Consider the following 22,434-nt stretch of genomic DNA (forward strand, 5'->3'; position numbering starts at 1 on the left):
CTGACGGCATACCCCGCGCTTTGGCGTCGGGGCGGCCCGTTGCATCGAAAGGACATCCCATGCGTCACCTTCTCACATCCGCGGCTCTCGTCGCCTCTGCCACTGCCGTGCAGGCCGATGGGCACGCGGGCATCATGGGCTATGCCCTGGCCAATGATGGGCAGACGCTTGTCACCATGGGCTCCATCGCAGCACCCGGAGACGTCGAGACCGTCGCGTTGAGCATGGCGCTCTCCGCCATCGCGTACCGGCCCGTGACAGGCGACCTCCTCGGGATCTCGGAGGGCAAGGTTGTCACCATCGATCCGTCTTCCGGCGAGATCACTGATCTCATGGCGCAGTTTGCGGATGACGCCATGCTCGGCGCGGGCGCGGTGGCTTTTGATTTCAACAACGCCATCGACGCAGTGCGCGCCGTCTCCGCCTCGGGCGCGAACCTCGTCTATTTCCCCGAGGGTTTCGGCGACAATGACGAGCGCGCGGGCTCTGTGCTGCGCTTTACCGATGCCTTCTACGCCGAAGGCGATGCCAATGCGGGCCGCGCGCCCAGCATCTTTGCCAATGCCTACACCAATGCCGTGGCCGGCATGACCGCGAGCGCCACGGCACAGTATGCGCTCGATAGCGAAACGGACGCGCTCGTGACGCTGGCCAACAATGCGGGTGAACTTGGCACCGTGGGGGCCGTCACCGTGGGGGGCATGAGCGTCGATCTCGCCGCGTCAGGGGGCTTTGACATCGTCTCCCCCGAAGAGGGGACCGATCTCGCCTTCGCCATTCTCCAGATCGAGGGGGCAGAGACCGCAGGGCTTTATTCCATCGATCTCGGCACCGGGGCTGCAACGCCCCTCGCCGATCTCGGGATGGGCAACTTTTCCGGATTTGCGATTAGCTCGGGTATGTGACCAAGGAAGAGTGCCCGGGGGGCGGTTGGTGTGAACCGCCCCCCACCTCGCGCTGCCCGGTCCCCCTGGGCAGCGCGCTCAGTTTCTGAAGCGGAGATTTTCGCGGCTCAGTTGATCGAGGCTCGTGATGCCCATCAGCTTCATGTCGCGCTCGATCTCCGTGCGCAGGTTTCCAAGCGCCTTCTCCACGCCAGCGCCCCCGGCGGCGGCGAGTGCGTAGAGGTAGAGGCGTCCGCCGGAGCAGGCCTTCGCGCCGACGCTCAGCGCCTTGAGGACATGCGTGCCGCGCTGGATGCCGCCCTCGCAGACCACATCGATCTTGTCGCCCACGGCATCACAGATCTCGGCAAGCTGGTCGAAGGGCGCGCGCGCGCCGTCGAGCTGCCGTCCACCGTGGTTGGAGACCATGATGCCGGTGCATCCGATATCGACAGCGCGCTTGGCATCCTCGACGCTCATGATCCCCTTGAGCGCGAACTGCCCATCCCATTTCTTGCAGAGCTCTTCGGCGTCCTTCCAGTTCATGTCCTGGTCGAGCATCGTGGAAAAGTAGTCGCCCACGCTGACGGCCAGATTGGTGCCGGCGCTGACGTGGCCAGAGAGGTGCGGCATGTCGAACTTCTCCTTGGTGAAGAAATTCCAGGCCCACATCGGGTGCGTGGCGAACGAGAAGACGGAGGAGGGGGTCAGCTTCGGCGGCGATGTGAAGCCCGTGCGCAGGTCACGCTCCCGGTTGCCGCCGGTGATCGTGTCGACGGTGAGTGCCATAACGTTGAAGTTGGCCGCCTTGGCGCGCTCCAGCAAGGCGTCGTTGAGCCCGCGATCCTTGTGAAAGTAGAACTGGAACATCTTCGGCCCGGGAGCGAGCTTCTCGATCTCCTCCACCGTCACGGTCGCCAGCGACGACACGCCAAACATCGTCCCGTGCTTCGTGGCGGCCTTCGCCACTCCGCGCTCGCCCTCATGGTGAAAGAGGCGCTGAAGCGCTGTCGGGGCGCAGTAGACGGGCATGTCGAGCTTTTGGCCCATGACCTCCACGCTCATGTCCACCTCGGCCACGCCGTTGAGGACGGAGGGGATCAGGTCGACATCGTCATAGGCGGTGGTGTTGCGCCGGTAGGTGACCTCATCATCCGCCGCCCCGTCGATGTAGTGGAAAATCGGGCTCGGCAGCCGTCGTTTCGCAAGGGCCCGAAAGTCTTGGAAATTGTGACAGTTCTGCAGGCCCATGGCTCTCATCCTCCTGATTGGTAAGGTCGCCTTACCAATTAGTGCAATTTGCCGCAAGAACAGTCTTCGCGTGCCGCGTCGCCTCGAAACCTTCATTGGCGTCGGTGGTTCTGATCCTACCTCTTTGTGAGAACCCGTAAGGAGATGCCGCCATGGCAGCCCAAGCACCCAAGCGCCCGAAGGTCGTCATCATTGGAGCCGGATTTGGCGGCCTCGCGGCAGCACAGAAGCTCCAGGACGCGCCAGTGGACGTGACGCTCGTCGACAAGCGAAACTACCACCTCTTCCAACCGCTGCTCTACCAGGTGGCGACTGCGGACCTGTCACCGGCCGATGTCGCATGGCCGATCCGGGGGCTCTTCGCCGATGAAAAGAATGTGCGCGTGGCGCTCTCGGAGGTGCAGGAGATCGACTTGGAGCGCCGCCGTGTGATCTGCGATACGGCCGATTTCGATTACGATCAGCTCATCATAGCAACCGGCGCCCAGCACTCGTATTTCGGCAACGAGCAGTGGGAGCCCCATGCGCCGGGTCTCAAGCGCATCGTGGATGCCACCGAGATCCGGAAGCGGATCCTGATGGCCTTTGAGCGCGCCGAGGTGGCCAAGGACCCGGAGGTGCAGGCGCGCGAGCTGACCTTCGTCGTCGTGGGAGGAGGGCCCACGGGCGTGGAGCTCGCGGGCTCGATATCGGAGCTGGCGCGCCGATCCCTCGCCAAGGATTTCCGCAACATCGATCCAACGCAGACGCGGGTGGTACTCGTGGAGGCAGGGCCGCGCGTTCTTTCGACGATGCCGGAGGAGCTTTCGGAGAAGGCACTCAAATCGCTCGAGAAGCTCGGGGTCGAGGTGCAGCTCGATACCATGGTCGAGGATATCTCTGAGGACGGGGTCCAGACCTCGGAAGGGTTCATCCCCGCCGCGACGAAGGTCTGGGGCGCGGGTGTGAAGGTGCGCAAGCTCGGCGCGTGGCTCGGCACCGAGACGGATCGCTCCGGTCGGATCGCAGTGGAAGAGGACCTGTCACTGCCCGGGCATCCCGAGGTCTTCGTCATCGGAGATGCCGCCAAGGTGGCATGGACCAAGGATCTCGACGTCCCCGGGATCGCCCCGGCGGCGAAGCAGGAGGGCGCCTATGTCGGCAAACGTCTCGCGCGGATGGCCGAGGGCAAGAAGGTCTCCAAGCGCGGGTTCAAGTATTCGCATCGCGGCAACCTCGCCACGATCGGGCGCAACGCAGCGGTCATTGACTGGGGATGGCTCAGGCTTTCGGGCGCGCCGGCCTGGTGGATTTGGGGCTTTGCCCACGTCTACTTCCTGATCGGCGTGCGGCGCCCGGTCTTCGTGCTCTTAAGCTGGTTCTGGTCCTACGTGACCTTCTCGAAGGGCGCGCGGCTGATCACGGGCCTGAGGCCGCTCTATCTTGCCGCTGACGAAAAGCGCCTCGCGGATGAAAAGCGGGCCGCTGAAGAGCGAGGCAAGGCGGCCTAGCCGGGACGCCTATGCACTGCGCGCCTGCTGACCCGCCATTGCTGCGTTCTGCATGGCGCTGGAAATGGCCTGATAGGCGGTAATCCACGCGCGTTCTTCTTCCGCAGAGAGGCCCGCAGGCGTCACCCGCTTGAGCGCCGAGATGAGCGCGAGGCCCACCGCCTCGTAATGCGCGGGCTCTGCGCCATAGGACGCGTGACGCTGTCCCAGCGCCTCTATCGCTGCCATGACCTTCTCCAGTCGCAGGAGGTTCGTTACAACAAGGTGCAGCGTGTCCGCGAGTTTCTCGCGCTGGCCGGCCATGTCTTCGGGAAAGAGGCTTCGCGAGGCAGGGTCAAGGTCGAAGAGCTCCTCGTAGAAGACGGTTGCGAGCTTCGAACTGTAGGGGAACACGCGCCCGAAGCTTACGGTCACGTGACGCGCTTCTTCCGGGGTCATCTCTATCTCTCCGCACCTCGTTTCACGAGCGCGGTCTAGCGGCCAAGCGTTCACGATTGACTAACGGGTGTCCCCACCGGTGATGCGCACGCTCAGGGGCTGAAGGCCATCAATACCGCCCTCCAGCGTGTCGCCGGGCATCACGGGGCCCACCCCGGCGGGCGTGCCCGTCAGGATGATGTCGCCGGGCTCGAGCGTGTAGAGCGTGGACAGGAACGCGATGAGCTCGGGGAGTGACCAGATGAGTTCGCGCAGCGAGGCGTCCTGGCGGAGGCTGCCATTGACCGAGAGGTGGATCCGCTGATCGCCCGGCGCGAACTGCGCGGCAGGTGTCAGGGGGGACAGGATGCAGGAGCCGGTGACATCCTTGCCAACGTCCCAGGGCAGGCCTTTCTTCCGGTTGGCCTGCTGGAGATCGCGCCGTGTCATGTCGAGGCCCACGCCGTATCCGAGGACGAGATCCATGGCGCGGCTCTCCGGTATCTCCGCCGCCGTGCCTCCGATTGCGACCACGAGCTCGATTTCATGATGGTAGTCGGTCGTGCCCGGCGGGTAAAACGCCTCGCCCCCGGACAGCACGACGGAATGGTGGCCCTTGGTGAAAAAGAACGGGCGCTCCCGCTCCACCTCCTGACCCATCTCGGCAGCGTGCGCCGCATAGTTTCGCCCGATGCAGAAGATCCGGTTGATGGGGAAGGTCTGGCCCGTGTCAGCGATGGCGAGGCGTGGGACAGGCGGGGCGGGGAAGGCGTCTGTGGCGGAAGTCAAATGATCTCATCCTCGTCGAAGAGTGGTTTGGCGAGGGCTTCGGTGTGATCTTCCATGGCCGCCTCGGCGTCGCGCCGTGCTGGCAGATCGCCGAGGTGATAGAGCGCGTCACCCTCGTTCACGATGGGCATGACGGCGCGCCCAACGATGATGCCGCCCGACGGTGCAAGAAGCTCCACGTCCTCGGCGCCAAAGGGGTCGGACACGGTCGCCAGAAGATCTCCCTCGGCGACGATCTCGCCTTCGGAGCGGTACATGCGCACGAGGCCGCCCGCCGGCGCGCGGAGCCATGCACTGTCGCCCACCATGAGCGGCGTGGAGGCGGAGCGCGGCACGCCACGGCGCGAGATCATCCCCTCCGCGTGAAGCACGCGCAGGATGCCGGCCACACCGGCGCGCACGCTGGTCTCGTCAAACCGGAGACCTTCACCGGCCTCGTAGAGAAGAACATCGACGCCCCGTCCCTTGGCCTCTCCGCGAAGGGACCCGTCTCGCAGCGGGGATGTCAGGACCACCGGCGCGCCGAAGGCCATGGCAAGCGCGCGGGTGCGCGTGTTGCCCGGCGAAATGCGGATCTGGGGCAGGTTGGTCCGGTGCACGGCTGCGGAATGCAGATCGATCCCGAAATCGCAGCGCAGCACCACCTCCGCCAGAAAGAGCTTCGCCAATCGTGCTGCCAGCGATCCGCTAGAGGACCCGGGAAAGGAGCGGTTCAGATCCCGCCGGTCCGGCAAGTAGCGGCTGTGGTTGAGAAAACCAAAAGCGTTGACCACGGGCACGACGAGGAGAGTGCCTTTGAGGGTGTCGAGGTTGGGTGCGCGCAGCAGCCTCCGGCACACTTCGACACCGATGACCTCGTCGCCGTGGATACCCGCGCTCACGAAGACGCAAGGGCCAGGTCGTTTGCCATGGATCACATGAACCATGAGCTCCGCGGGCGTGTGATTGGCGAAGACGGAAACGGGCAGGCCCACCGTCTCGCGCGTGCCGCGCGCGATCTCTGTGTCGCCGATGGTGAACGAACCGCGCGTCGAAGGGGGTTTGGTCATGGGCGGAGTGTTCTCGATATGCCGCGAAGTGCAAGGGCTCAGGCGAAGGCGAGCCCGGGCGCGCTCTTGAGGATATCTGCGGCCGGTGCGTCGGTGAGGGTGATGCGCGACACGCCCGCGAGCCGGGCGATCCGCTCGAGCTCAGTCCCGAGGCGTAGGGCGCGGCCCTTGCCCAGCTTCACTCCCCGTTCCGGCCAATAGCCCTTCACGAGCAGCGTGTCCGCCGCCCGGTCAGCCTTGAGGTCGATGCGCCCGGTCAGGCGCGTGCCCTCGAGGATGGGAAACACGTAGTAGCCATACTTGCGCTTCGCCTCGGGGACGAAGACCTCGATCCGGTAGTCGAAGCCGAAGAGCCGGTTGGCACGTGCCCTGTCGCGCAGGGCAGGGTCGAAGGGGCTGAGAATGCGGAGCTTTTCACTCGGGCTTGGAAGCGCGGAAAGCCGTTCTTGCCAATTGGCCGCAATGAGCGAAGGCCGCAGGCTCCCATCGGCACCTTCGATGTCGATATCGATGATGTCACTCGGTCGGGACTTCGACCATGATGCGAGGTCCTTCTTGGTAAAGATGTCCCAGAAGGATTGAAGCTCCGACGGAGTGGCAAAGCCGAGCCGCTCGAGCGCGGCCAAGGCGGACCAATCCAGGCTCTCCGCGTGCGTCGTCCGCGCATTCAGCGCTTCCGGTGGCAGGACGCGCTCTGTCAGATCGTAATGCTTGGTGAAGTTCTTGCGATGACAGATCGCGACGTCCCCCGTGCGCCAGAGGTATTCGAGCGCCACCTTGGTGGGTTGCCAGTCCCACCAGCCGCCACCGTTCTGGCGCGTGCCGTCGCCGACGTCGGCGGCTGTCAGAGGGCCATGGTCAGAGAGGCGGCGCAGGACGGTGTCGCATTCCTCGTGGAAGCCTTTACGGCCCCACTTTTCCCAACGTTTTGAAAGCTGTGCCGCATCGGCCTCGTGTTTGTGCCGCCAGTGCTTGAAGAACTCCGAAGGGATCAGGGCGGCGTCATGGGTCCAGCCTTCGAAGAGCGTTCGCGGCTTGGCTGCGCAGCCATGGGCCTGACCCGGCCGGATGCCCGGTCGCCGGGACCAGAGAATGTGATCATGCGCCTGTGCGACCGTGTTGATGGAATCGACCTGCACGAAGCCGAGCGCGTGGACCGCGTCGGCGATACCCGCGCGCGTGGCAGAGCCACCGGGGCGCGACAGCAGGCCGTGGGCATCGAGAAACAGACGCCGGGCATCCGCGTTTCGGAGGACAGGGCGCGACGCCTCACTCATTTCCGAAAACTCTAGCTACTTGCTGCACAGCCGCTGCCACCCATTGGAACCAAGATTAAGCAAAATTTAGCCCCTCGCGTCGATGGTGCCCGCAATCGCCAGGGGCCGCCATGCGTTTACTGCAAAACATCTCGATCCGGGTGAAGCTTCCGGTGCTGATGATCGCCATGGTGATCGTCACCCTTTTGATGGCCGATTACCTCGCGCACAAGCACGCCGCGAGCGCCTTGCGCCGCGCAGCGGAGGCGCGGCTCGAGGCTGAAATCGGCAACCGCGCGGAAACCCTCTCGCTCTGGTCCGCAGATATCGAGCGCGAGGTCGTCGCCCAAGGCGAGAGCCCTTTCGTGACGACGGCCTTCCGGGCCTTCCGCAAGGGATGGCTGCGCATGAATGAGCTCTTCCCGGATGGCGGCGCTCCGGAAGCATTGCGCGCCGATTTTTCGGCGGCCGGCGGGCAGACGGCGTCCGAGCCATTCTATCGTGCGGCCCATGATCGGTATCACGGCTACTTTCACGGCTTGGTGGATCGTCGCGATTTCGCGGATGTCTTCCTCGTCAACACCGATGGCGATGTCGTCTATTCGGCCCGGAAGGGCCCTGAACTTGGGAGCAACCTGCGCGACGGGCCGTCGGTGCCCGCGGGCCTGTCCGGGGCATTCGAGGCCGCGCTCAAGCCGGAGCCCTCTTTGCCAGCCTACGGCGTCGCTGGCTCCGCTGATGGCGTCAAAACCAACCTCGTGGCCCATCCGCTCCGCGACCGCGAAGGGACAGCGATCGGCGTCCTCATCTTCGAGCTGCGACTTGACGAGGTTCGTACGATCCTGAGCGACCGCGCGAACCTTGGCGCGACGGGCCAGACGCTGCTGGTCGACCCACGTGGCAATCCCATGGGCGGCAGAAGCGATTTGAGGCCGGAAGCGCAGGCCCAGCTTCAGGCAAGCATCGCCCGTGAGGCCCTGTCAGGGCGTATGGGGCAGGTGGAAGTGGAGATCGCGAACAGGGATGTGCTCGCGTCCTTCAGACCGCTCCCGTTCCTCGGCGAGACATCGGCCCTGATCGTTCTGCAATCCGCAGAAGAGATTGCCATGCCGGAAACCGCCATGATGGATGAGATGGTGCGAGACGGTGGGATCCTCCTTGTGCTCGCCGTTCTCGCCGCCTTCGCGAGTGCGCAATCCGTGACCCGGCCCCTCGCGCAATTGCAGGCGGCGATGGCGCGCATCCGGCGCGGGCATCACGAGGAAGAAATTCCCTTCACCGGCAGGCGAGACGAGATCGGCCGGATGGCGCGGGCACTCGCGGACTTTCGAGATGCCATGGTGCAAAACGAGGAACTGGCGCGAGACAGCTCGTTCAAGGGCGCGGCCTTCGAAGGCGCCTCTGCCGCTCAGACGCTCATCGATCTCGACATGCGCATCGCCTACGCCAACCAGGCCTTCGAGGACCTCCTGGTCAAGAACATCCATACGATGCGTGCCCGCGTCCCGGACCTCAAGCCGCGGGAGGTGATCGGGCGCTCCATCGACATCTTCCAGGAGGACCCCGAGCGCATCCGCGGCATCCTCTCGGTCAGGGACGCGTTGCCCTATCGCCTGGATCTCGCGGTCGGCGATCTCGATTTCGTCCTGACCTTCAGCACGGTGCGCGACCATGGGCACGACGCGATCGGCTACGTGGTGGAATGGAAGGACGTGACTGAAGAGCGGATGCGCGAGGCCATGCTGGAGGCGATCAACACGCGCCAGGTCATGGCCGAGTTCGACATGTCAGGTCAGCTGGTCACGGCGAACCCGGCATTTTGCACGCTCATGACCACGCCCTTCGAGGGATTGCGAGGGCGGGCGCTCGATGATCTTCTTCAGCCCGCAGAGGCGCGGCACGGGGGCGGGGCCTCTGACGAGGAATTGCCGGGCCAATCCCGCTTTGTCACCGCCGGCACGGAGCGCATCCTGGAAGGAGGCATGACCACGGTGCTCGACCGGGAGGGCGTGCCCACGCGCCTCCTTCTCATCGGCCAGGACATCACGCGCGATCACGAGAAGCTCTTGGCCGCGGAGGCGGCAAAGCGGCAATTGATGGACGAGCAGGCGAAGGTCATGGACTCCGTGAGCAATGCGCTGGCCGCCCTTGCCCGCGGGGACCTGTCCGAGCGGCTGAGCGAGCCCTTTGCAGAGGGCTACGACGCGCTCCGCGTGGACCTCAACCACGCGCTGGAAATGCTGTCCGCGGCGATGCGCGGTGTCCTCGAGAACGCGGATGCCATCAGCGCGGAAGCCGGCGAGATCACGAATGCGGCCCAGGATCTGAGCCGCCGCACAGAGAACCAGGCGGTGACACTCGAAGAGACGGCGGCCGCGCTCGACGTGCTCACGAAGAACCTCGCCCTCGCCGCCGGAGAGACGGAGCAGGCAGATGCCGTCGTGCGGCGCGCCCGGGATCACGCGCAAAAGTCCGGTGACGTGGTCTCGAAGGCCGTGGAGGCCATGGGGCAGATCTCCGACAGCTCGCGGGAGATCTCGCGGATCATCTCTGTGATCGATGACATCGCGTTCCAGACCAATCTCCTTGCGCTCAACGCCGGGGTGGAAGCCGCGCGCGCAGGCGACGCGGGGCGCGGGTTCGCCGTGGTGGCCTCCGAGGTGCGCGCCCTCGCCCAAAGGTCGGCTGACGCGGCACGGGAGATCACGGCGCTCATCTCCAAGAGCGGCGGCCATGTCGAACTCGGCGTCGAGATGGTGGGCGAAGCGGGACGCGCCTTGCGGGCCATTGTCGAGACGATCGAAGATGTGTCGAGCAACGTCTCCCGCATCGCCAGCTCCGCGACGGAGCAAAGCGGCTCGATCGCGGAGATCAACGCCGCCGTCACCAACCTCGATCGCGTCACGCAGCAGAACGCGGCCATGTTTGAAGAGACGACGGCGGCGAGCCATGCCTTGACGACGGAGGCCGCGCAGCTGCGCGATGCGATGGCCCAGTTTCGTGTGTCAAAGGAAAGGGAGCCATCGCGGACCGACGACGCATCCGATCTTCCGGTAGCCATGGCCGCCGGACAGGACTTTCTCCCCGCGCCGCAATCATCATCCGCGGTGGAGCGACAGGGGGCCGTTACACGGGCAGATCCTGCCAGTCGCTTGCCCGTGCAGGCTGACATCCTTGATCCGGAGGCCTTCGAAGAACCCAACTCGGAAGAGATCTGGGAAGAGTTTTGAACGGGCCGTTCTCGATGCGCCAAGAGGGCCCCGCGACCGAGCATATCCGCCACGGTGAAGTTCGGATCGCCGCATCTCCGGATGCCTGCTTCAGCACGATCTTGGGCTCGTGCGTCGCCACGATCCTTTGGGATCCGGAGCGCGGGGTCGGCGGTATGAACCATCTGCTGCTCCCGCCGCGCGCTTTGGCCACGCCACGCGAGCAGGGGCCAGAGGTCAATCTCCTGGAGCTCTTGATCAACGGCGTCGTCGCCGCCGGGGCGGAACGCCAGCGCCTGCGAGCCAAAATATTCGGCGGTGCGCGCATGCTTGATGGCCGCGGCAGCACGGGGGACGCGAACGTGGCTTTCGTGGAAGGCTTCCTTCGCGAGGAGGGAATTGCATGCGTGGCGGCATCGACCGGCGGCCGCCAGGCAAGACGGTTGCGTGCTTGGCCCGCTTTTGGCCGCGTGCAACAGCTGAGGCTTCGCGAGCGCGACGCTGCCCGCCTGGCGCTCGAGACAGGCACCAAAGCGGACGGCGCGCGTAAGCTCTCAGGGGTGGAGCTCCTCTGAAAGCGGCTCGGCTCCGCAGGCGCGCTGGTATATCGTGTGCTCCCGCGGTTGTAGGTTGGGCGCGGCGCCGTCGGGGATGCGCTCTGAATGCCCCACCATCAGCCAGCCGCCATCCGTCAACTTCGCCTCGAACCGTGGCCAGAGCGCGCTCTGCGCGTCCTCCCCAAAATAGATCACGACATTCCGACAGAAGATGACGTCGAAACGGCCGGGCATGGGCCACGGCCCGTGGAGGTTGAGCTCGCGAAAAATCACGAGCTGCAGGAGCGGCGCCTTGGCCAGATAGGTCTCCGAGGACGCATCAAAGTGGAAGTACGACTTTCGCAGCCGCTCCGGCACATCGCCCACCATGGACCGGTGATAGGCCGCCAGCTGCGCGAACCGGATGACGGAAGGATCAATGTCCGTACCGAGAATGCGGATGTCGAGCTGGGGCGCGGAAGGCTCAAGGTCCAGCACGGAGAGCGCGATGGAATAGGCCTCCTGTCCATGGGCCGCCCCGGCGGACCAAAGCCGCACCCGACCGCCTCGCCGCGCCGCGTCGATCAGGGGCGGCAGGATTTCGCGACGCAGCGCTTCGAAGTGGTGGGGTTCACGGAAGAAGCTAGAGACGTTGGTCGTCAGCGCTGACACCATCCTGCGGCGCTCCGGGGCGCCCGGATCGGAGATGTAAGGCAGGTAGTCTGCGAGGCTCGTCAGCCCCAGACGCGCCACCCGCCGCATGAGGCGAGCGGAGACCATGGCGCGTTTTGTGTCCCCGAGGTGCAGGCCGGCTTCTTCCTTGGCAATCTCTGCGATGGCGGAGAAGACCTCGCCGTCCACCGCGATCTCACCAGGCCCCGCGTTCTGCGTCATCAGGCAGCGGGCGCGTTCTGGCCTCTGTGCGGAAGGGCCGGTGCGATACGCGAGGCGTCAAGCACCCGGATCATGCGGTCTTCTTCGAGGATGAGCGCGCTCACACAGCCCGGATCCGTCGGCTCTTCGATGGCCGGTGGCTCCTGCAGCATGGAGCGCGGCACGGTCAGGATGTCGGACACGCCATCAACCGTCACTCCAAAGACGCGTTTATCGCAGTGGATGACGACGAACACGCTGCGCTCGTCATGCGCTCTGCTTTCGAGATCGAGGCGCGTGGCCAGATCGAGAATCGGCAGGACCGTTCCTCGCAGATTGATCACGCCGCGGACATAGTCCGGTGTCCGCGGGAGCGGGGTCGGCGCTGTCCAGTTCCGGATTTCGCGAACGCGCATGATGTCGATCGCATAGTCCTGACCCGCAATCGCGAAGGACAGAAGTTCGATCTGGTCCGCTCTGCTGGTGTCGTCGTCGTGGTCGTCTGGTGAGTAGGGCAGGGACAAGGCTGGCTCCCGTCATGCGCTGAGATCGAGGGGGATGGCGCTGCCCCGGACGCCCGGATGGGAACCACCGGTGAGGCTCTGATCGAGGGGGTCGATGATAAGGGCGATGCGTCCGTCGCCGAGGATCGTCGCGGCGGAGACGGAGCTTGCCGCGGAAAAACCTTCCTGCAGGCCCTTGATGACGACCTGGCGCTGTTCATGGATCTCGTCGATTGCGAGGGCGGTGGGCGCGCGGCCCTCTCCGTCGATGATGAGGGCGATACGGTCGTGGAGGTCGGTCCTCCGGCCGTGGTAGCCGAGCGCCTCCCCGAGGTCGGAGAGCATGATCGGACGCCCCTGGTACCGCAGCATCCTGGCAGCGGGTGTCAGCTCGAGAATGTCTTCGCGGCGGATTGTGATCGTCTCGTGGATCGTGGACAGCGGCAGGACGAGCGTTTGATCGGCCACCGACACGACCATGGCATCCAGCACTGCGAGCGTCAGCGGCAGGGAAATCTCGAAGCGCGTGCCCGCGCCGGGCGTGCTGTCGACGGAGATGCGCCCGCCGAGCCCGAGCACTGCCGAACGCACCACATCCATCCCGACCCCTCGACCTGATAGGGACGACAGGCTCGCTGCCGTGGAGAACCCGGGCATGAAGAGCAGATGATCGAGCTCGGCATCGCTTGGCTCGGCGCCGGGCGTGATCATCCCCTTTGCTTCGGCGCGATCCCGCACCTTGCCGCGATCGATCCCCGCGCCGTCGTCAGTGATTTCGAGGACGAGCTGACCCGACCTGTGAGAGGCGCGCAGCGTGATGACACCCCGTGCGGGCTTGCCTGCGCTCTTGCGCTCGCCCGGAGCTTCGATGGCGTGGTCCACCGCGTTGCGGATCATGTGCGTGAGCGGGTCGACCAAGCCTTCGATCACGGTCTTGTCGATTTCCGTCTCCTGGCCCTCGGTGACGAGTTCCACCTTCTTGCCGGAGGTCAGCGCCGCTTCGCGGCAGATTCGCGCCATGCGCTGAAAGAGCGGCTTGATGGGTTGCGCGCGGATTTGCATGACGCTGTCCTGCAGGTCCCGGGTGAGGCGCATGAGATCTTCAAGCCCGAGCATGTGATCCGAATTGCCGCGAACGCCGAGATCGGAGGCGGACCTTGTGAGCATCGCCTGGTTGATGACGAGCTCGCCGACGAGGTTCATGAGGCGGTCCACCCGCTCAAGGTCCACCCTGATCGTATGCCCCTTGGGCGATATGGGAGTTGGTCCCTCGGTTGACGCCTCCGCTGTGCGGGGCTCAGGCAGGCCGCGGAGCAGCTGGCCGGGGTCATGATGTGCAATCGCTTCGCGCACTTCATGGGCGGATAGCTCCGTCCTGAGTGTGAGGGTCCAGCCGAGTTTCGGTGTCTCCGGGGACCATTCCTCGAGCCTTGGGAGCGCGGAGAGATCCGGAGAGATGCTCAGGTCACCGAGGGCTCCAAGCTCTGTCAGCACCTGTTGAATGTCCTCATCCGTCCCCGGTGACAGCGAGAGGGTCAGCAGGTCCTGCTCAGTTGCATCGTCTTCAGCGTGACCATGATCATCATCTGATTTTAGTTGCTGGCCCGCGGCGCTGCGCCCCTCGGCCGCGACCGACACGAGCCGCGCAAGCCGGTCTGCGATCCGCTCAAGATCCCCGGCCTCCGTGGTCGAGGGCAGGCTCTTTTCGCTTCTGTGCCGCGACAGATGGGTTTCGAGCTCGTTCGCGGTATCCGTGAGGTCCGCCAATCCAAATGCAGCCGCGCCGCCCTTGATGGAATGAACCGCCCGGAACGCGGCGTCAAAGCCGTCTTGCGGTGCGTTCCCCGTGCGCAGCGCGTCCAACCCGTCCGTGATGACCTCGAGAAGCTCTTCGCACTCCTGAAAGAAGCCTCTCCGGATTTCCTCCATGGGATCGGGGGCAGGCAACACCTCTGGATCACCATGGATATCCTTGCCCGATGCCACGCGCTCAGCCCGCGATCATCCGAAGGGCCCGCACGAGCTTCTCGGGATCAAAGGGCTTGACCACCCACCCCGTTGCGCCGGCCATCCGCGCGCGTGCCTTGAGCTCGGGCGCGGATTCCGTGGTCAGGACGAGGATCGGCGTCTTCTTGTGCCTGTCTTGCGCCCGGACAACGTCGATGAAGCCGAAGCCGTCGAGATTTGGCATGTTAATATCTGTGATGATTGCATCCGGCTCCAGCCCTTCGAGGACTCGAAGACCGTGCACGCCGTCTTCGGCGAGATGCGTCTCGATGCCTGCCTCATCGAGCGTTGACCGGATCATCGCCCGCATGGTGCGGCTGTCATCGACCGCGAGGATAGTGATCGTCATGGAGTGGCCTCCGTCGCCGGGCTGCTGAGCGCGTCCGGGGGGACGCCGAATTGCGCGAGGCTGGCCAGGAATGGCTCTGATGCCGCCTCGAGAACGAGGCTGTCACCACGATCTCGCTGCGTCTTCGTCAGGACGAGAAGAGCCTCGACGCCGCTGGCGCCCAAGCTCGTCACGCGCGAGGCTTCGAGCTTCACGGAGCAGGGGCCGCGACGCAGTTTTTCCATGATCGCGAGCAGCGATGCTGCCGTCGCGATTTCGGGCAGTCTGTCGATCAAAAGGGTTGGCCGGCTGGCCATTCGGCTCCTCCTCCGCGGGCTCATTTGTGTCGCCCGAGGAGTAGGCCCGGCAGCCTTAATTAAGCGTTACACCCGACGGATTTTTGAGGCCGCAGCGCACCTCTCAACCGCCTGTGAGGGCGGTAATGTGGCTCGCGCACCCTGTGAGCGGCGCGAAGTCGTCTTCGACGACGGTTACGCCGAAATTTCCCATGAAGCCGGCAAAGCGCCCCTTGTCCCGGAAGGCCGCCTCAAAGCCAAAGCTCGCGTAGTAGGGCTTCATGGCCTTAGCCATGCCGCCCACGAGGTAAACGCCGCCAAACGGCAGGAAAATGAGGGAGAGGTTCCCCGCGACGGTGCCGAACAGCCGGACGAAGAGACGCGCTGCGTCTTCGGCCATCGGGTCCGAGCCGTCTTCCAGCGCGGACATGATGGCTTGCGAGCTCTTTTCCGCCGGTGAGTCTGCCTCCTTGGCAAGAAAGCCGTAGGCGCGTTCCAAGCCGCGTCCGGAGAGCAGGTCTTCCACGGCCGGGAAGCCGTGCGCCGTCTCGACGAACTTGCAGAGCTTGAGATCGGAATCGGTGCGGATGGGCAGGTTGGCGTGGCCGGCCTCGGCGGGCGGGACGTAGCGACCCGTTTCTGTCTCGAAGACGGCGGCCACGTTGAAGCCCGTCCCGATGTTGATGACGAGGCGTGCCGCGTTGGGCGATGCCTCGGGCTGCGGCAGGAGCTGGGTCAGGTTTGCGTCATCGATGTAGCCCAGCGCATGACCCGGTGCCTGAAGATCGTTGAGCACAGCGACGGTCTCTGCGCCCGTGGCGCGGCGGAGCATGTCCTTGTCGATCGTCCAGTTCAGGTTGGTCAGGCTGCCGACACCGTCTCTCACCGGCCCGGCAATCGCCACGCAGCAGGCGGCTGTATCCACGCCGTCCTCGGCAGAGACGTACTCCTTGAGAATGCTCTCGAGCCCGGGATACTTCGCGTTGGGGTATTTCCGGATCGTTTCCTTCATCACCCGCCGCCCGTCGGCCAAGGCCACGCGCGTGTTTGTGCCGCCGATATCGGCCACGAGGTTGAGCGTGTCGGGAGCGTGCTTTGTCATGTGTCTGCCAGCCAGGATTTGAGCGCGTGATAGGAGCCCTTGGGCGTACGCTTCATGGTCTCGAAGTCAACATGCACCATGCCGAAACGCTTCTCGTAGCCGAACGCCCATTCGTAATTGTCCAAGAGAGACCAGTAGAAGAAGCCCTGCAAATTGACGCCTGCGGCGATGGCATCCTGCATGGCGTCGAGATGCACGTCGATATAATGCTGCCGCTCCGGGTCATGGACGGCACCGTTTTCGACCTCGTCGCCCCAGGCCATGCCGTTCTCCGTGACGATGATGGGCAGATCGCCCACGTAGTCGGTCTTCAGGCGCTTGAGAAAACCGGCGAGACCGTCGGGATAGACCTCCCAGTCCATCTGGGTGCGTTCGAGGTCGCCGCGGGTGGACCAATACGCAGGCCACGGTTCGCCCGGCGCATCTTCGTGGAGCATGCGGGTGTAGTAGTTGATCCCGAGCCAATCTATCTTCTGGCTGATCTCGGGCAGATCCTCTTCCCATCCCTGCGGCATGTGAGGGGCGAGCACGTCGACCACGGGCTGGGGATAGCGGCCTTTCGTGATGGCCTCAATGAACCACCGATTATAGATCGCGTCATGGCGCGCGGCGGCCGCGGCATCCGCTTGCCTTTCGGTCGCAGGGGCGGCGTGTTCGAAGTTCAGCACGATCCCGAGAGTGTCGAGGCCCATCTCCCGGAGGCGCGTCATCCCGGCCCCGTGCGCCTTCATCACGTGGTGCATCGCGCGCGCCGCGGAGCGTATGTCTCGGTGACCCGGGGCATGACCGCCGAGGAAATGCCCGAGCCATGCCACGCACCAGGGCTCGTTGAGCGTGGCGATGCTCTTCGTACGGTCACCGATTTTGCCGGCGATGACCTCCACGTAATCGGCAAACCACGCGGCGATGTCTGCGCTCGCCCATCCGCCGCGGTCCGACAGCGCGGCGGGCAGCTCCCAATGATAGAGCGTAAGATGCGGCTCAAGCCCCCGCGCCAGAATGGCATCCGTGAGGCGGTCGTAGAAATCCAACCCCGTCGCATTCACGCGGCCCACGCCCTCGGGCATGACGCGCGCCCAGGATGCGGAGAAGCGATAGGCGTCAAACCCGCCATCTTTCAGGATGTCGAGGTCTTCCTCGTAGCGTGTGTAGTGGTCGCAGGCGACCGCACCGTCCTCGGCCCGCACGACATTTCCGGGAACGGCCGCCCAGGTGTCCCAATGCGTGGGACCCGCGTCGCCCTTGGCGTGGCCTTCGATCTGGTATGCGGCCGTGGCTGCGCCGAAGCGGAAGCCGTCGGGAAAGTCGGCGCGGGAGCGTTTCTTCATGTTCGGTGGATCCTCAGGTGGGGCAGGGGCCGGTGGAGCGGCCGTGGATCAGCGGCGCCTCCAGAAGGCGCGTGGGAAGCGTGTTGGCCGGAGCGCCGATTTGGTCAATCAGCATCTGGGCAGAGAGGCGGCCCGCATCGCGGACCGAGGAGCGGGTCGCGGTGAAGACCGGCACGTCCCCCCCATTGCGCAGGTAGCTCAGGTCATCATCGTGGGTGATGAGGGACACGTCACGCCCAAGGACAAGGCCCTGTTCCTCCACGGCGCGCCTAACGCCAAGCGCGATGATGAGGGAGGAGACGAGAAACGCCGTGGGCGGGTGATCCATCGCGAGCATCTCTTTTGCCGAGCTGTAGCCATATGTCTCCGTCATCTCGGCAGAGCGCAGCAGCGCAGGATCGGGCGCGAGGCCTGCCTTCGACAGTGCCCGTTCGAAGCCCGCCCGGCGGCGGCGCGCGAAGTCCATGCTCTCGAGCCCGTTCAAAAACGCGATGCGCCGATGGCCGAGGTCGAGGAGGAGTTCGGTCGCGCGGGCGAAGGCGGACGTATTGTTGACGTCGAGCCACGCGTAGGGGCGTGCTTCGTCGCTTGCCCGGCCATGGACAACGAAGGGAATCTCCAGATCGCTGAGGAGGCCGATCCTCGGATCGCTCGTCTCCGGGGCATGGACGATCAAGCCGTCCACGGTGCCCTTGGCTTTCAGCTCCCGGTAGACACGCGGCTGATCCCCGTCCTCCACCATGGAAAGGAGCATGTCATAGCCGTGCTGCTTGTAGGTTTCGCCGGCTCCGGAAATGAAGTCGCCAAAGATCGGATTGACCATCTCGTGGCGCGTGGAGGTCGGGATGACATGCCCCACCGCCATGGCGCGCCCGGTGGCGAGGCTCTTTGCGCGCGTGTTGGGGCGGTAATTGTGCTGCTCTGCGGCATGGGACACGCGCTGGCGCGTGGTCTCCGAAACCTCCGGATACCCGTTCAAAGCGCGACTCACAGTGGTTTGACTGAGGCCCAGATGCGCGGCCAACTCCTTCAGATTCATGAGCCTTTATCACCCAAAGCGCTATCAAGTCCCGGTGGAGCCTATGCGCAACTCACGCACGGCGTCAAAAGCTTGCGCCTGCACCATCTTGCTGCAATTGCAAAGAAAATCCGGCAAAGAGGGCTTCCTCTGTAGCCCCAGCAAACTTGATTGACAGCCATCGGAGCCTGCGCGAGTGTCATGCGCATCCAAAGCGCTTTGGCGTGACACGCTCACGCGCGCCGAGGTGCGGATGACCGCAACAGCGCTCCAAGAGGGGGCGCGACTGGGAGGAATAAAGAAATGAAACATCTGCTTCTTGCAGGTTCCGCGACGCTTGCGCTCACGGCAGGCATGGCCACCGCTGGCGGCCACCTGACCTTTGCACCGGGCGAGGGTCCCTTCAGCTGGGACAGCTACAATGCCTGGGCCGAAAATGCGCCCGATCTGTCTGGTCAGACGGTGACCATCTCCGGCCCGTGGCTGAACCCCGAGGACGACTTCTTCCGCAACGCCCTGGCCTACTTCATGGACGCCACCGGCGCGGAGGCGATCTACACGGGCTCCGACAGCTTTGAGCAGCAGATCGTGATCGATGCCGAAGCCGGGTCCGCCCCCAACGTGGCCGTTTTCCCGCAGCCGGGTCTCGCATCCGTGATGGCCGGCAACGGGCTTCTCTCACCGCTTCCGGGTGATTTTGCCGATTGGGTCGGCGAGAATTACGCCGCGGGGGAGAGCTGGGTCGATCTGGGCACCTACGCCGACGAGAACGGCGACGACCAGATGTACGGCTTCTTCTACAACGTGAACGTCAAGTCGCTCGTCTGGTACTCCCCGGAGAACTTCGAGGATGCAGGCTACGAAGTGCCGACAACCCTCGAGGGGCTGAAGGAGCTGACCGAGCAAATCGTCGCCGACGGCGAGACGCCCTGGTGCATCGGTCTGGGATCCGGCGCGGCCACCGGTTGGCCGGCGACCGACTGGGTCGAGGACATGATGCTCCGCACCGTCGAGCCCGCGGTCTATGACCAGTGGGTCGCGAATGAGATCCCGTTCAACGATCCGCGCGTCATCAACGCCATCGAAGAGTTCGGCTATTTCGCCCGTGACGACGCCAAGGTGTCCGGCGGCGCGGACGCGGTCGCCACGACCGACTTCCGCGACAGCCCGCAGGGCCTCTTCGCATCGCCGCCGCAGTGCTACATGCACAAACAGGCGTCCTTCGTGCCGGCCTTCTTCCCGGACGGCACCGAGTTCGGCGTGGATACGAACTTCTTCTACTTCCCGTCCTACGAGAGCGAAGATCTCGGCAATCCGGTCCTCGGTGGTGGTACGCTCATGGCGATCACCAATCCCTCCGACGCGACCAACGAGCTCATGGAGTTCCTGAAGCTGCCGCTCGCCCACGAGGTGATGATGGCCCAGACGGGCTTCCTGACCCCGCATAACGGCGTGAACATCGAGGCTTACCTGAACGAGACCCAGCGCGGTCTTGGCCAGATCCTTCTCGATGCGACCACGTTCCGCTTCGACGGCTCCGACCTGATGCCGGGCGCCATTGGCGCGGGCACGTTCTGGACGGGCATGGTGGATTATGCCGGCGGTGCCTCCGCAGAAGAGGTGACGGCGGAAATCCAAGACTCCTGGGACGCCATCAAGTAAAACTGTTGAGGCGAGGCTTGGCCTCGCCTCACACCAATGGGTGGAGCCATCCTCCACCATGCCGGAACCGATACGACGTCCGGCACATTGGTTTCAGAGACGGCCCTCGTTCGAATGAAGGGCCGCTCACACCATAGCCAAGGGAGGGCACCATGCATCCAGCACTGCTCGGCTTATTCACGATTATCTTCGCAGTGGCCGCCTGCGGGCTGTACTTTTACGGCTCGAACTGGGTGCTCGACAAAGTGCTCTTTCCTGCCAAGGGGCCCAACGCGGGGCGCAACATCAACCGCGCCAACATGATCCGGCCCTGGCTTTTTCTCTTTCCCGCCTTCGCGGCGCTCGGCCTTTACCTGGCCTACCCGGTCTTCGAAACTATCCGGCTCTCCGTGCTCGACCGTGACGCGGGCAACGCGTTTGTCGGTCTTCAGAATTACCAGCAGATGGCCAACGAGCCAAAGTTCTGGGAAGCCGTCCGCAACAACTTCCTCTGGCTCCTCGTCGTGCCTGCCGCATCGACGGCCTTCGGTCTCGCTGTCGCACAGCTCACCGACCGTCTCGCATGGGGCAATATCGCGAAATCGCTGATCTTCATGCCCATGGCGATCTCGTTCGTCGGCGCCTCGGTGATCTGGAAGCTTGTCTACGAGGCGCGGCCCGAGGGGACCGACCAGATCGGTGTGCTCAACGCGATCTACATGGCCATGGGCGGCGGTGAACCGATCACTTGGATCACCGTGCCGTTCTGGAACAACTTCTTTCTCATGATCATCCTGATCTGGATCCAGACGGGATTTGCGATGGTCATCCTGTCGGCGGCGCTCCGCGGCATCCCGGAAGAAACGGTCGAGGCCGCGATCGTGGACGGGGCAGGGCCCTTCTCGATCTTCTTCAAGATCAAGGTGCCGCAGATCATGCCCACGATCGTCGTGGTCTGGACCACGATCACCATCGCCACACTCAAGGTCTTCGACATCGTGTTCGCCATGACCAACGGGCAATGGGAAACACAGGTTCTCGCCAACTACATGTTCGACAAGCTCTTCCGCGCCAATGACTGGGGCGTGGGATCGGCCTCTGCCATGGTCATCATGCTCATGGTCACCCCGATCCTTGTCTGGAACATCATCCAAGTTCGCAAGGAGACACGCTGATGGCTGCTATAGACGATCAAGGCCCCAATCGGGGCAGCTTTGTCACCTCTGCTCAGCAGGTCATCAAGGGGCTCTACACCGGCAAGGCGTCCGATGACGGGATCGCCGGGGAGAAAAGCTCGCTCGGATTGGTCACCAATCTCGCCGTGCTCTTCCTGGTCTTCCTCTGGCTCTTCCCGACGGTCGGTCTCTTCGTGAGCTCGTTCCGGACGGCGGATCAGATCACGAGCTCGGGCTGGTGGTCGGCCCTGTCCACGCAAGAAGCGCAGAACCCCGCGATCCGCCTTGAAGGCACGGAAACGCCGGAAGGCGACCTCTTCGTCATCGAAGGTCAGCTCTTCGATAACACGGATACGGTCGTGACGGCCTGGGGCTGGTCCTCACGCGCACCGGAGGATTTTGCGCCCGGTGAGACGGCCGAACTCCGCGGCGGTGAGATGCTGACGATCGAGGAAGACGGCGCGTTCCGTCTGTCCAACACGGTCAGCTTCGAAGGCGAACGTCTTCCGCGTGTCTTCACCACGGCCTCGAGCCCGCCGGAATTCACCTTCGAGAATTACAATTACATGCTCTTCGAGGGCTCGAACGAAAGCATGGCGCCGGCCTTCTTCAATACACTCACCGTGACGATCCCGGCGACGATCATTCCGATCCTGGTGGCAGCCTTCGCAGCTTACGCGCTGGCGTGGATGGAGTTCCCGGGCCGGGCCTTGCTTGTGGCCGTCGTCGTGGGCCTCCTCGTCGTGCCGCTACAGCTCGCGCTGATCCCGCTTCTTCAGTTCCACAACTGGATCGGGATCGGGAAAGGATATGTGGGCGTCTGGCTCGCGCATATGGGCTTCGGCCTGCCGCTCGCGATATACCTCTTGCGCAACTACATGGCTGGCCTGCCGCGGGACATCATCGAGAATGCCCGCGTCGATGGCGCCACGGATTTCCAGATCTTCATGCGGATCATCCTGCCGCTGTCCTTCCCCGCGCTGGCGTCGTTCGCGATCTTCCAGTTCCTCTGGACGTGGAATGACCTCCTCGTGGCGCGCGTCTTCCTGATCGACTCGACCGGACAGACCACGGTGATGACGAACGCGATCGTGGAGCTTTTGGGCACGCGGGGCGGTAACTGGGAAATCCTCGCCACGGCGGCCTTCGTCTCCATCGCAGTGCCGCTGGTCGTGTTCTTCGCGCTGCAGCGGTATCTCGTGCGCGGCCTTCTGGCGGGCTCGGTCAAGTAAGCTCTCCCCGGGCTTATGGCCCGGGGCACCACCCACAATGCTCGCAAGAC

The 22,434-nt window shown here is 64.4% G+C and carries 20 protein-coding genes; 7 read left to right on the forward strand and 13 right to left on the reverse strand.

The features are described from left to right. The first annotated feature begins 59 nt into the window (after positions 1-59). Entirely contained in the window at positions 60-905 is an 846-nt protein-coding gene (locus tag AAFM92_04065) for a DUF4394 domain-containing protein (GenBank protein ID MEL7299541.1), read from the forward strand. A 78-nt stretch (positions 906-983) separates the two neighbouring features. Here the strand turns inward: AAFM92_04065 and AAFM92_04070 are convergent, their stop codons facing one another. Continuing rightward, complete coding sequence (locus AAFM92_04070) at positions 984-2,135, reverse strand: alpha-hydroxy acid oxidase (protein ID MEL7299542.1); 1,152 nt, start codon at positions 2,133-2,135, stop codon at positions 984-986. Between the two features lie 152 nt (positions 2,136-2,287). Between AAFM92_04070 and AAFM92_04075 the strand changes: the two genes are divergently transcribed. Then, the gene (locus AAFM92_04075) at positions 2,288-3,625 is read left to right on the forward strand and encodes an NAD(P)/FAD-dependent oxidoreductase (GenBank protein ID MEL7299543.1); all 1,338 of its coding nucleotides are present in this window, start codon (positions 2,288-2,290) and stop codon (positions 3,623-3,625) included. A 9-nt stretch (positions 3,626-3,634) separates the two neighbouring features. Here the strand turns inward: AAFM92_04075 and AAFM92_04080 are convergent, their stop codons facing one another. Genes AAFM92_04080 through AAFM92_04095 form a run of 4 tightly spaced genes read right to left on the reverse strand, consistent with a single transcriptional unit; the run spans position 3,635 to position 7,157 of the window. Beyond that, complete coding sequence (locus tag AAFM92_04080) at positions 3,635-4,063, reverse strand: globin domain-containing protein (GenBank protein MEL7299544.1); 429 nt, start codon at positions 4,061-4,063, stop codon at positions 3,635-3,637. Positions 4,064-4,123: 60 nt separating this feature from the next. Next, positions 4,124-4,831 (reverse strand): fumarylacetoacetate hydrolase family protein, encoded by a 708-nt coding sequence (locus AAFM92_04085; protein MEL7299545.1) that lies wholly within the window; start codon positions 4,829-4,831, stop codon positions 4,124-4,126. Then, the gene (locus AAFM92_04090) at positions 4,828-5,880 is read right to left on the reverse strand and encodes a succinylglutamate desuccinylase/aspartoacylase family protein (protein MEL7299546.1); all 1,053 of its coding nucleotides are present in this window, start codon (positions 5,878-5,880) and stop codon (positions 4,828-4,830) included. The genes AAFM92_04085 and AAFM92_04090 overlap by 4 nt, the downstream gene beginning before the upstream one ends. A 38-nt stretch (positions 5,881-5,918) precedes the next feature. Beyond that, on the reverse strand, positions 5,919-7,157 hold the full coding sequence (locus AAFM92_04095; protein MEL7299547.1) for a crosslink repair DNA glycosylase YcaQ family protein: 1,239 nt from the start codon (positions 7,155-7,157) through the stop codon (positions 5,919-5,921). 110 nt (positions 7,158-7,267) lie between these two features. Here AAFM92_04095 and AAFM92_04100 point away from each other — a divergent pair, with 110 nt between their 5' ends. Together AAFM92_04100 and AAFM92_04105 are read left to right on the forward strand one after the other, a co-directional pair. After that, the gene (locus AAFM92_04100; protein ID MEL7299548.1) at positions 7,268-10,366 is read left to right on the forward strand and encodes a methyl-accepting chemotaxis protein; all 3,099 of its coding nucleotides are present in this window, start codon (positions 7,268-7,270) and stop codon (positions 10,364-10,366) included. Next, positions 10,363-10,920 carry a chemotaxis protein CheD gene (locus AAFM92_04105; GenBank protein ID MEL7299549.1) on the forward strand — a complete coding sequence of 186 codons (558 nt, stop codon included), beginning with the start codon at positions 10,363-10,365 and terminating at the stop codon, positions 10,918-10,920. Before AAFM92_04100 ends, AAFM92_04105 begins: the two co-directional genes overlap by 4 nt. Here AAFM92_04105 and AAFM92_04110 read toward each other — a convergent pair. The 8 genes from AAFM92_04110 to AAFM92_04145 all read right to left on the reverse strand — a co-directional run bounded on the left by AAFM92_04110 (position 10,900) and on the right by AAFM92_04145 (position 18,357). Next, positions 10,900-11,775: a CheR family methyltransferase gene (locus AAFM92_04110; GenBank protein MEL7299550.1), complete on the reverse strand. Its 876-nt coding sequence runs from the start codon at positions 11,773-11,775 to the stop codon at positions 10,900-10,902. The two genes, AAFM92_04105 and AAFM92_04110, sit on opposite strands and share 21 nt — an antisense overlap. Further along, positions 11,775-12,278: a chemotaxis protein CheW gene (locus AAFM92_04115; GenBank protein MEL7299551.1), complete on the reverse strand. Its 504-nt coding sequence runs from the start codon at positions 12,276-12,278 to the stop codon at positions 11,775-11,777. The genes AAFM92_04110 and AAFM92_04115 overlap by 1 nt, the downstream gene beginning before the upstream one ends. Before the next feature lie 12 nt (positions 12,279-12,290). After that, positions 12,291-14,243, reverse strand: a complete 1,953-nt coding sequence (locus tag AAFM92_04120; protein ID MEL7299552.1) for a chemotaxis protein CheA — start codon at positions 14,241-14,243, stop codon at positions 12,291-12,293. A gap of 4 nt (positions 14,244-14,247) precedes the next feature. Beyond that, positions 14,248-14,613 (reverse strand): response regulator, encoded by a 366-nt coding sequence (locus AAFM92_04125; protein ID MEL7299553.1) that lies wholly within the window; start codon positions 14,611-14,613, stop codon positions 14,248-14,250. Next, entirely contained in the window at positions 14,610-14,909 is a 300-nt protein-coding gene (locus AAFM92_04130; protein ID MEL7299554.1) for an STAS domain-containing protein, read from the reverse strand. Before AAFM92_04130 ends, AAFM92_04125 begins: the two co-directional genes overlap by 4 nt. A gap of 103 nt (positions 14,910-15,012) precedes the next feature. Then, positions 15,013-15,990, reverse strand: coding sequence for an ROK family protein (locus AAFM92_04135; GenBank protein MEL7299555.1), 978 nt, complete (start codon positions 15,988-15,990; stop codon positions 15,013-15,015). Continuing rightward, a complete protein-coding gene (locus tag AAFM92_04140) occupies positions 15,987-17,318 on the reverse strand; it encodes a GH1 family beta-glucosidase (protein ID MEL7299556.1) in 1,332 nt (443 codons plus the stop codon). Before AAFM92_04140 ends, AAFM92_04135 begins: the two co-directional genes overlap by 4 nt. 13 nt (positions 17,319-17,331) lie before the next feature. Continuing rightward, positions 17,332-18,357 carry a substrate-binding domain-containing protein gene (locus AAFM92_04145; protein ID MEL7299557.1) on the reverse strand — a complete coding sequence of 342 codons (1,026 nt, stop codon included), beginning with the start codon at positions 18,355-18,357 and terminating at the stop codon, positions 17,332-17,334. Between the two features lie 282 nt (positions 18,358-18,639). Between AAFM92_04145 and AAFM92_04150 the strand changes: the two genes are divergently transcribed. From AAFM92_04150 to AAFM92_04160, 3 genes are all read left to right on the forward strand, one after another. Further along, the gene (locus tag AAFM92_04150) at positions 18,640-19,998 is read left to right on the forward strand and encodes an ABC transporter substrate-binding protein (protein MEL7299558.1); all 1,359 of its coding nucleotides are present in this window, start codon (positions 18,640-18,642) and stop codon (positions 19,996-19,998) included. Between the two features lie 152 nt (positions 19,999-20,150). Then, a complete protein-coding gene (locus AAFM92_04155; GenBank protein ID MEL7299559.1) occupies positions 20,151-21,152 on the forward strand; it encodes a sugar ABC transporter permease in 1,002 nt (333 codons plus the stop codon). After that, positions 21,152-22,384: a carbohydrate ABC transporter permease gene (locus tag AAFM92_04160; GenBank protein MEL7299560.1), complete on the forward strand. Its 1,233-nt coding sequence runs from the start codon at positions 21,152-21,154 to the stop codon at positions 22,382-22,384. Before AAFM92_04155 ends, AAFM92_04160 begins: the two co-directional genes overlap by 1 nt. The last annotated feature ends 50 nt before the right edge of the window (positions 22,385-22,434 follow it).

The sequence above is a fragment of the Pseudomonadota bacterium genome (genome assembly GCA_038533575.1).
Taxonomy (GTDB): Bacteria; Pseudomonadota; Alphaproteobacteria; order Rhodobacterales; family Rhodobacteraceae; genus Shimia_B.

What these genes read in the sequence shown, in the direction of transcription:
- AAFM92_04075 (MEL7299543.1), top strand. Translation starts at nt 2,288, where the DNA reads ATGGCAGCCCAAGCACCCAAGCGCCCGAAGGTCGTCATCATTGGAGCC.
- AAFM92_04090 (MEL7299546.1), bottom strand. Translation starts at nt 5,880, where the DNA reads ATGACCAAACCCCCTTCGACGCGCGGTTCGTTCACCATCGGCGACACA.
- AAFM92_04070 (MEL7299542.1), bottom strand. Translation starts at nt 2,135, where the DNA reads ATGGGCCTGCAGAACTGTCACAATTTCCAAGACTTTCGGGCCCTTGCG.
- AAFM92_04125 (MEL7299553.1), bottom strand. Translation starts at nt 14,613, where the DNA reads ATGACGATCACTATCCTCGCGGTCGATGACAGCCGCACCATGCGGGCG.
- AAFM92_04155 (MEL7299559.1), top strand. Translation starts at nt 20,151, where the DNA reads ATGCATCCAGCACTGCTCGGCTTATTCACGATTATCTTCGCAGTGGCC.
- AAFM92_04100 (MEL7299548.1), top strand. Translation starts at nt 7,268, where the DNA reads ATGCGTTTACTGCAAAACATCTCGATCCGGGTGAAGCTTCCGGTGCTG.
- AAFM92_04140 (MEL7299556.1), bottom strand. Translation starts at nt 17,318, where the DNA reads ATGAAGAAACGCTCCCGCGCCGACTTTCCCGACGGCTTCCGCTTCGGC.
- AAFM92_04065 (MEL7299541.1), top strand. Translation starts at nt 60, where the DNA reads ATGCGTCACCTTCTCACATCCGCGGCTCTCGTCGCCTCTGCCACTGCC.
- AAFM92_04150 (MEL7299558.1), top strand. Translation starts at nt 18,640, where the DNA reads ATGAAACATCTGCTTCTTGCAGGTTCCGCGACGCTTGCGCTCACGGCA.
- AAFM92_04110 (MEL7299550.1), bottom strand. Translation starts at nt 11,775, where the DNA reads ATGACGCAGAACGCGGGGCCTGGTGAGATCGCGGTGGACGGCGAGGTC.
- AAFM92_04145 (MEL7299557.1), bottom strand. Translation starts at nt 18,357, where the DNA reads ATGAATCTGAAGGAGTTGGCCGCGCATCTGGGCCTCAGTCAAACCACT.
- AAFM92_04130 (MEL7299554.1), bottom strand. Translation starts at nt 14,909, where the DNA reads ATGGCCAGCCGGCCAACCCTTTTGATCGACAGACTGCCCGAAATCGCG.
- AAFM92_04080 (MEL7299544.1), bottom strand. Translation starts at nt 4,063, where the DNA reads ATGACCCCGGAAGAAGCGCGTCACGTGACCGTAAGCTTCGGGCGCGTG.
- AAFM92_04095 (MEL7299547.1), bottom strand. Translation starts at nt 7,157, where the DNA reads ATGAGTGAGGCGTCGCGCCCTGTCCTCCGAAACGCGGATGCCCGGCGT.
- AAFM92_04135 (MEL7299555.1), bottom strand. Translation starts at nt 15,990, where the DNA reads ATGACAAAGCACGCTCCCGACACGCTCAACCTCGTGGCCGATATCGGC.
- AAFM92_04160 (MEL7299560.1), top strand. Translation starts at nt 21,152, where the DNA reads ATGGCTGCTATAGACGATCAAGGCCCCAATCGGGGCAGCTTTGTCACC.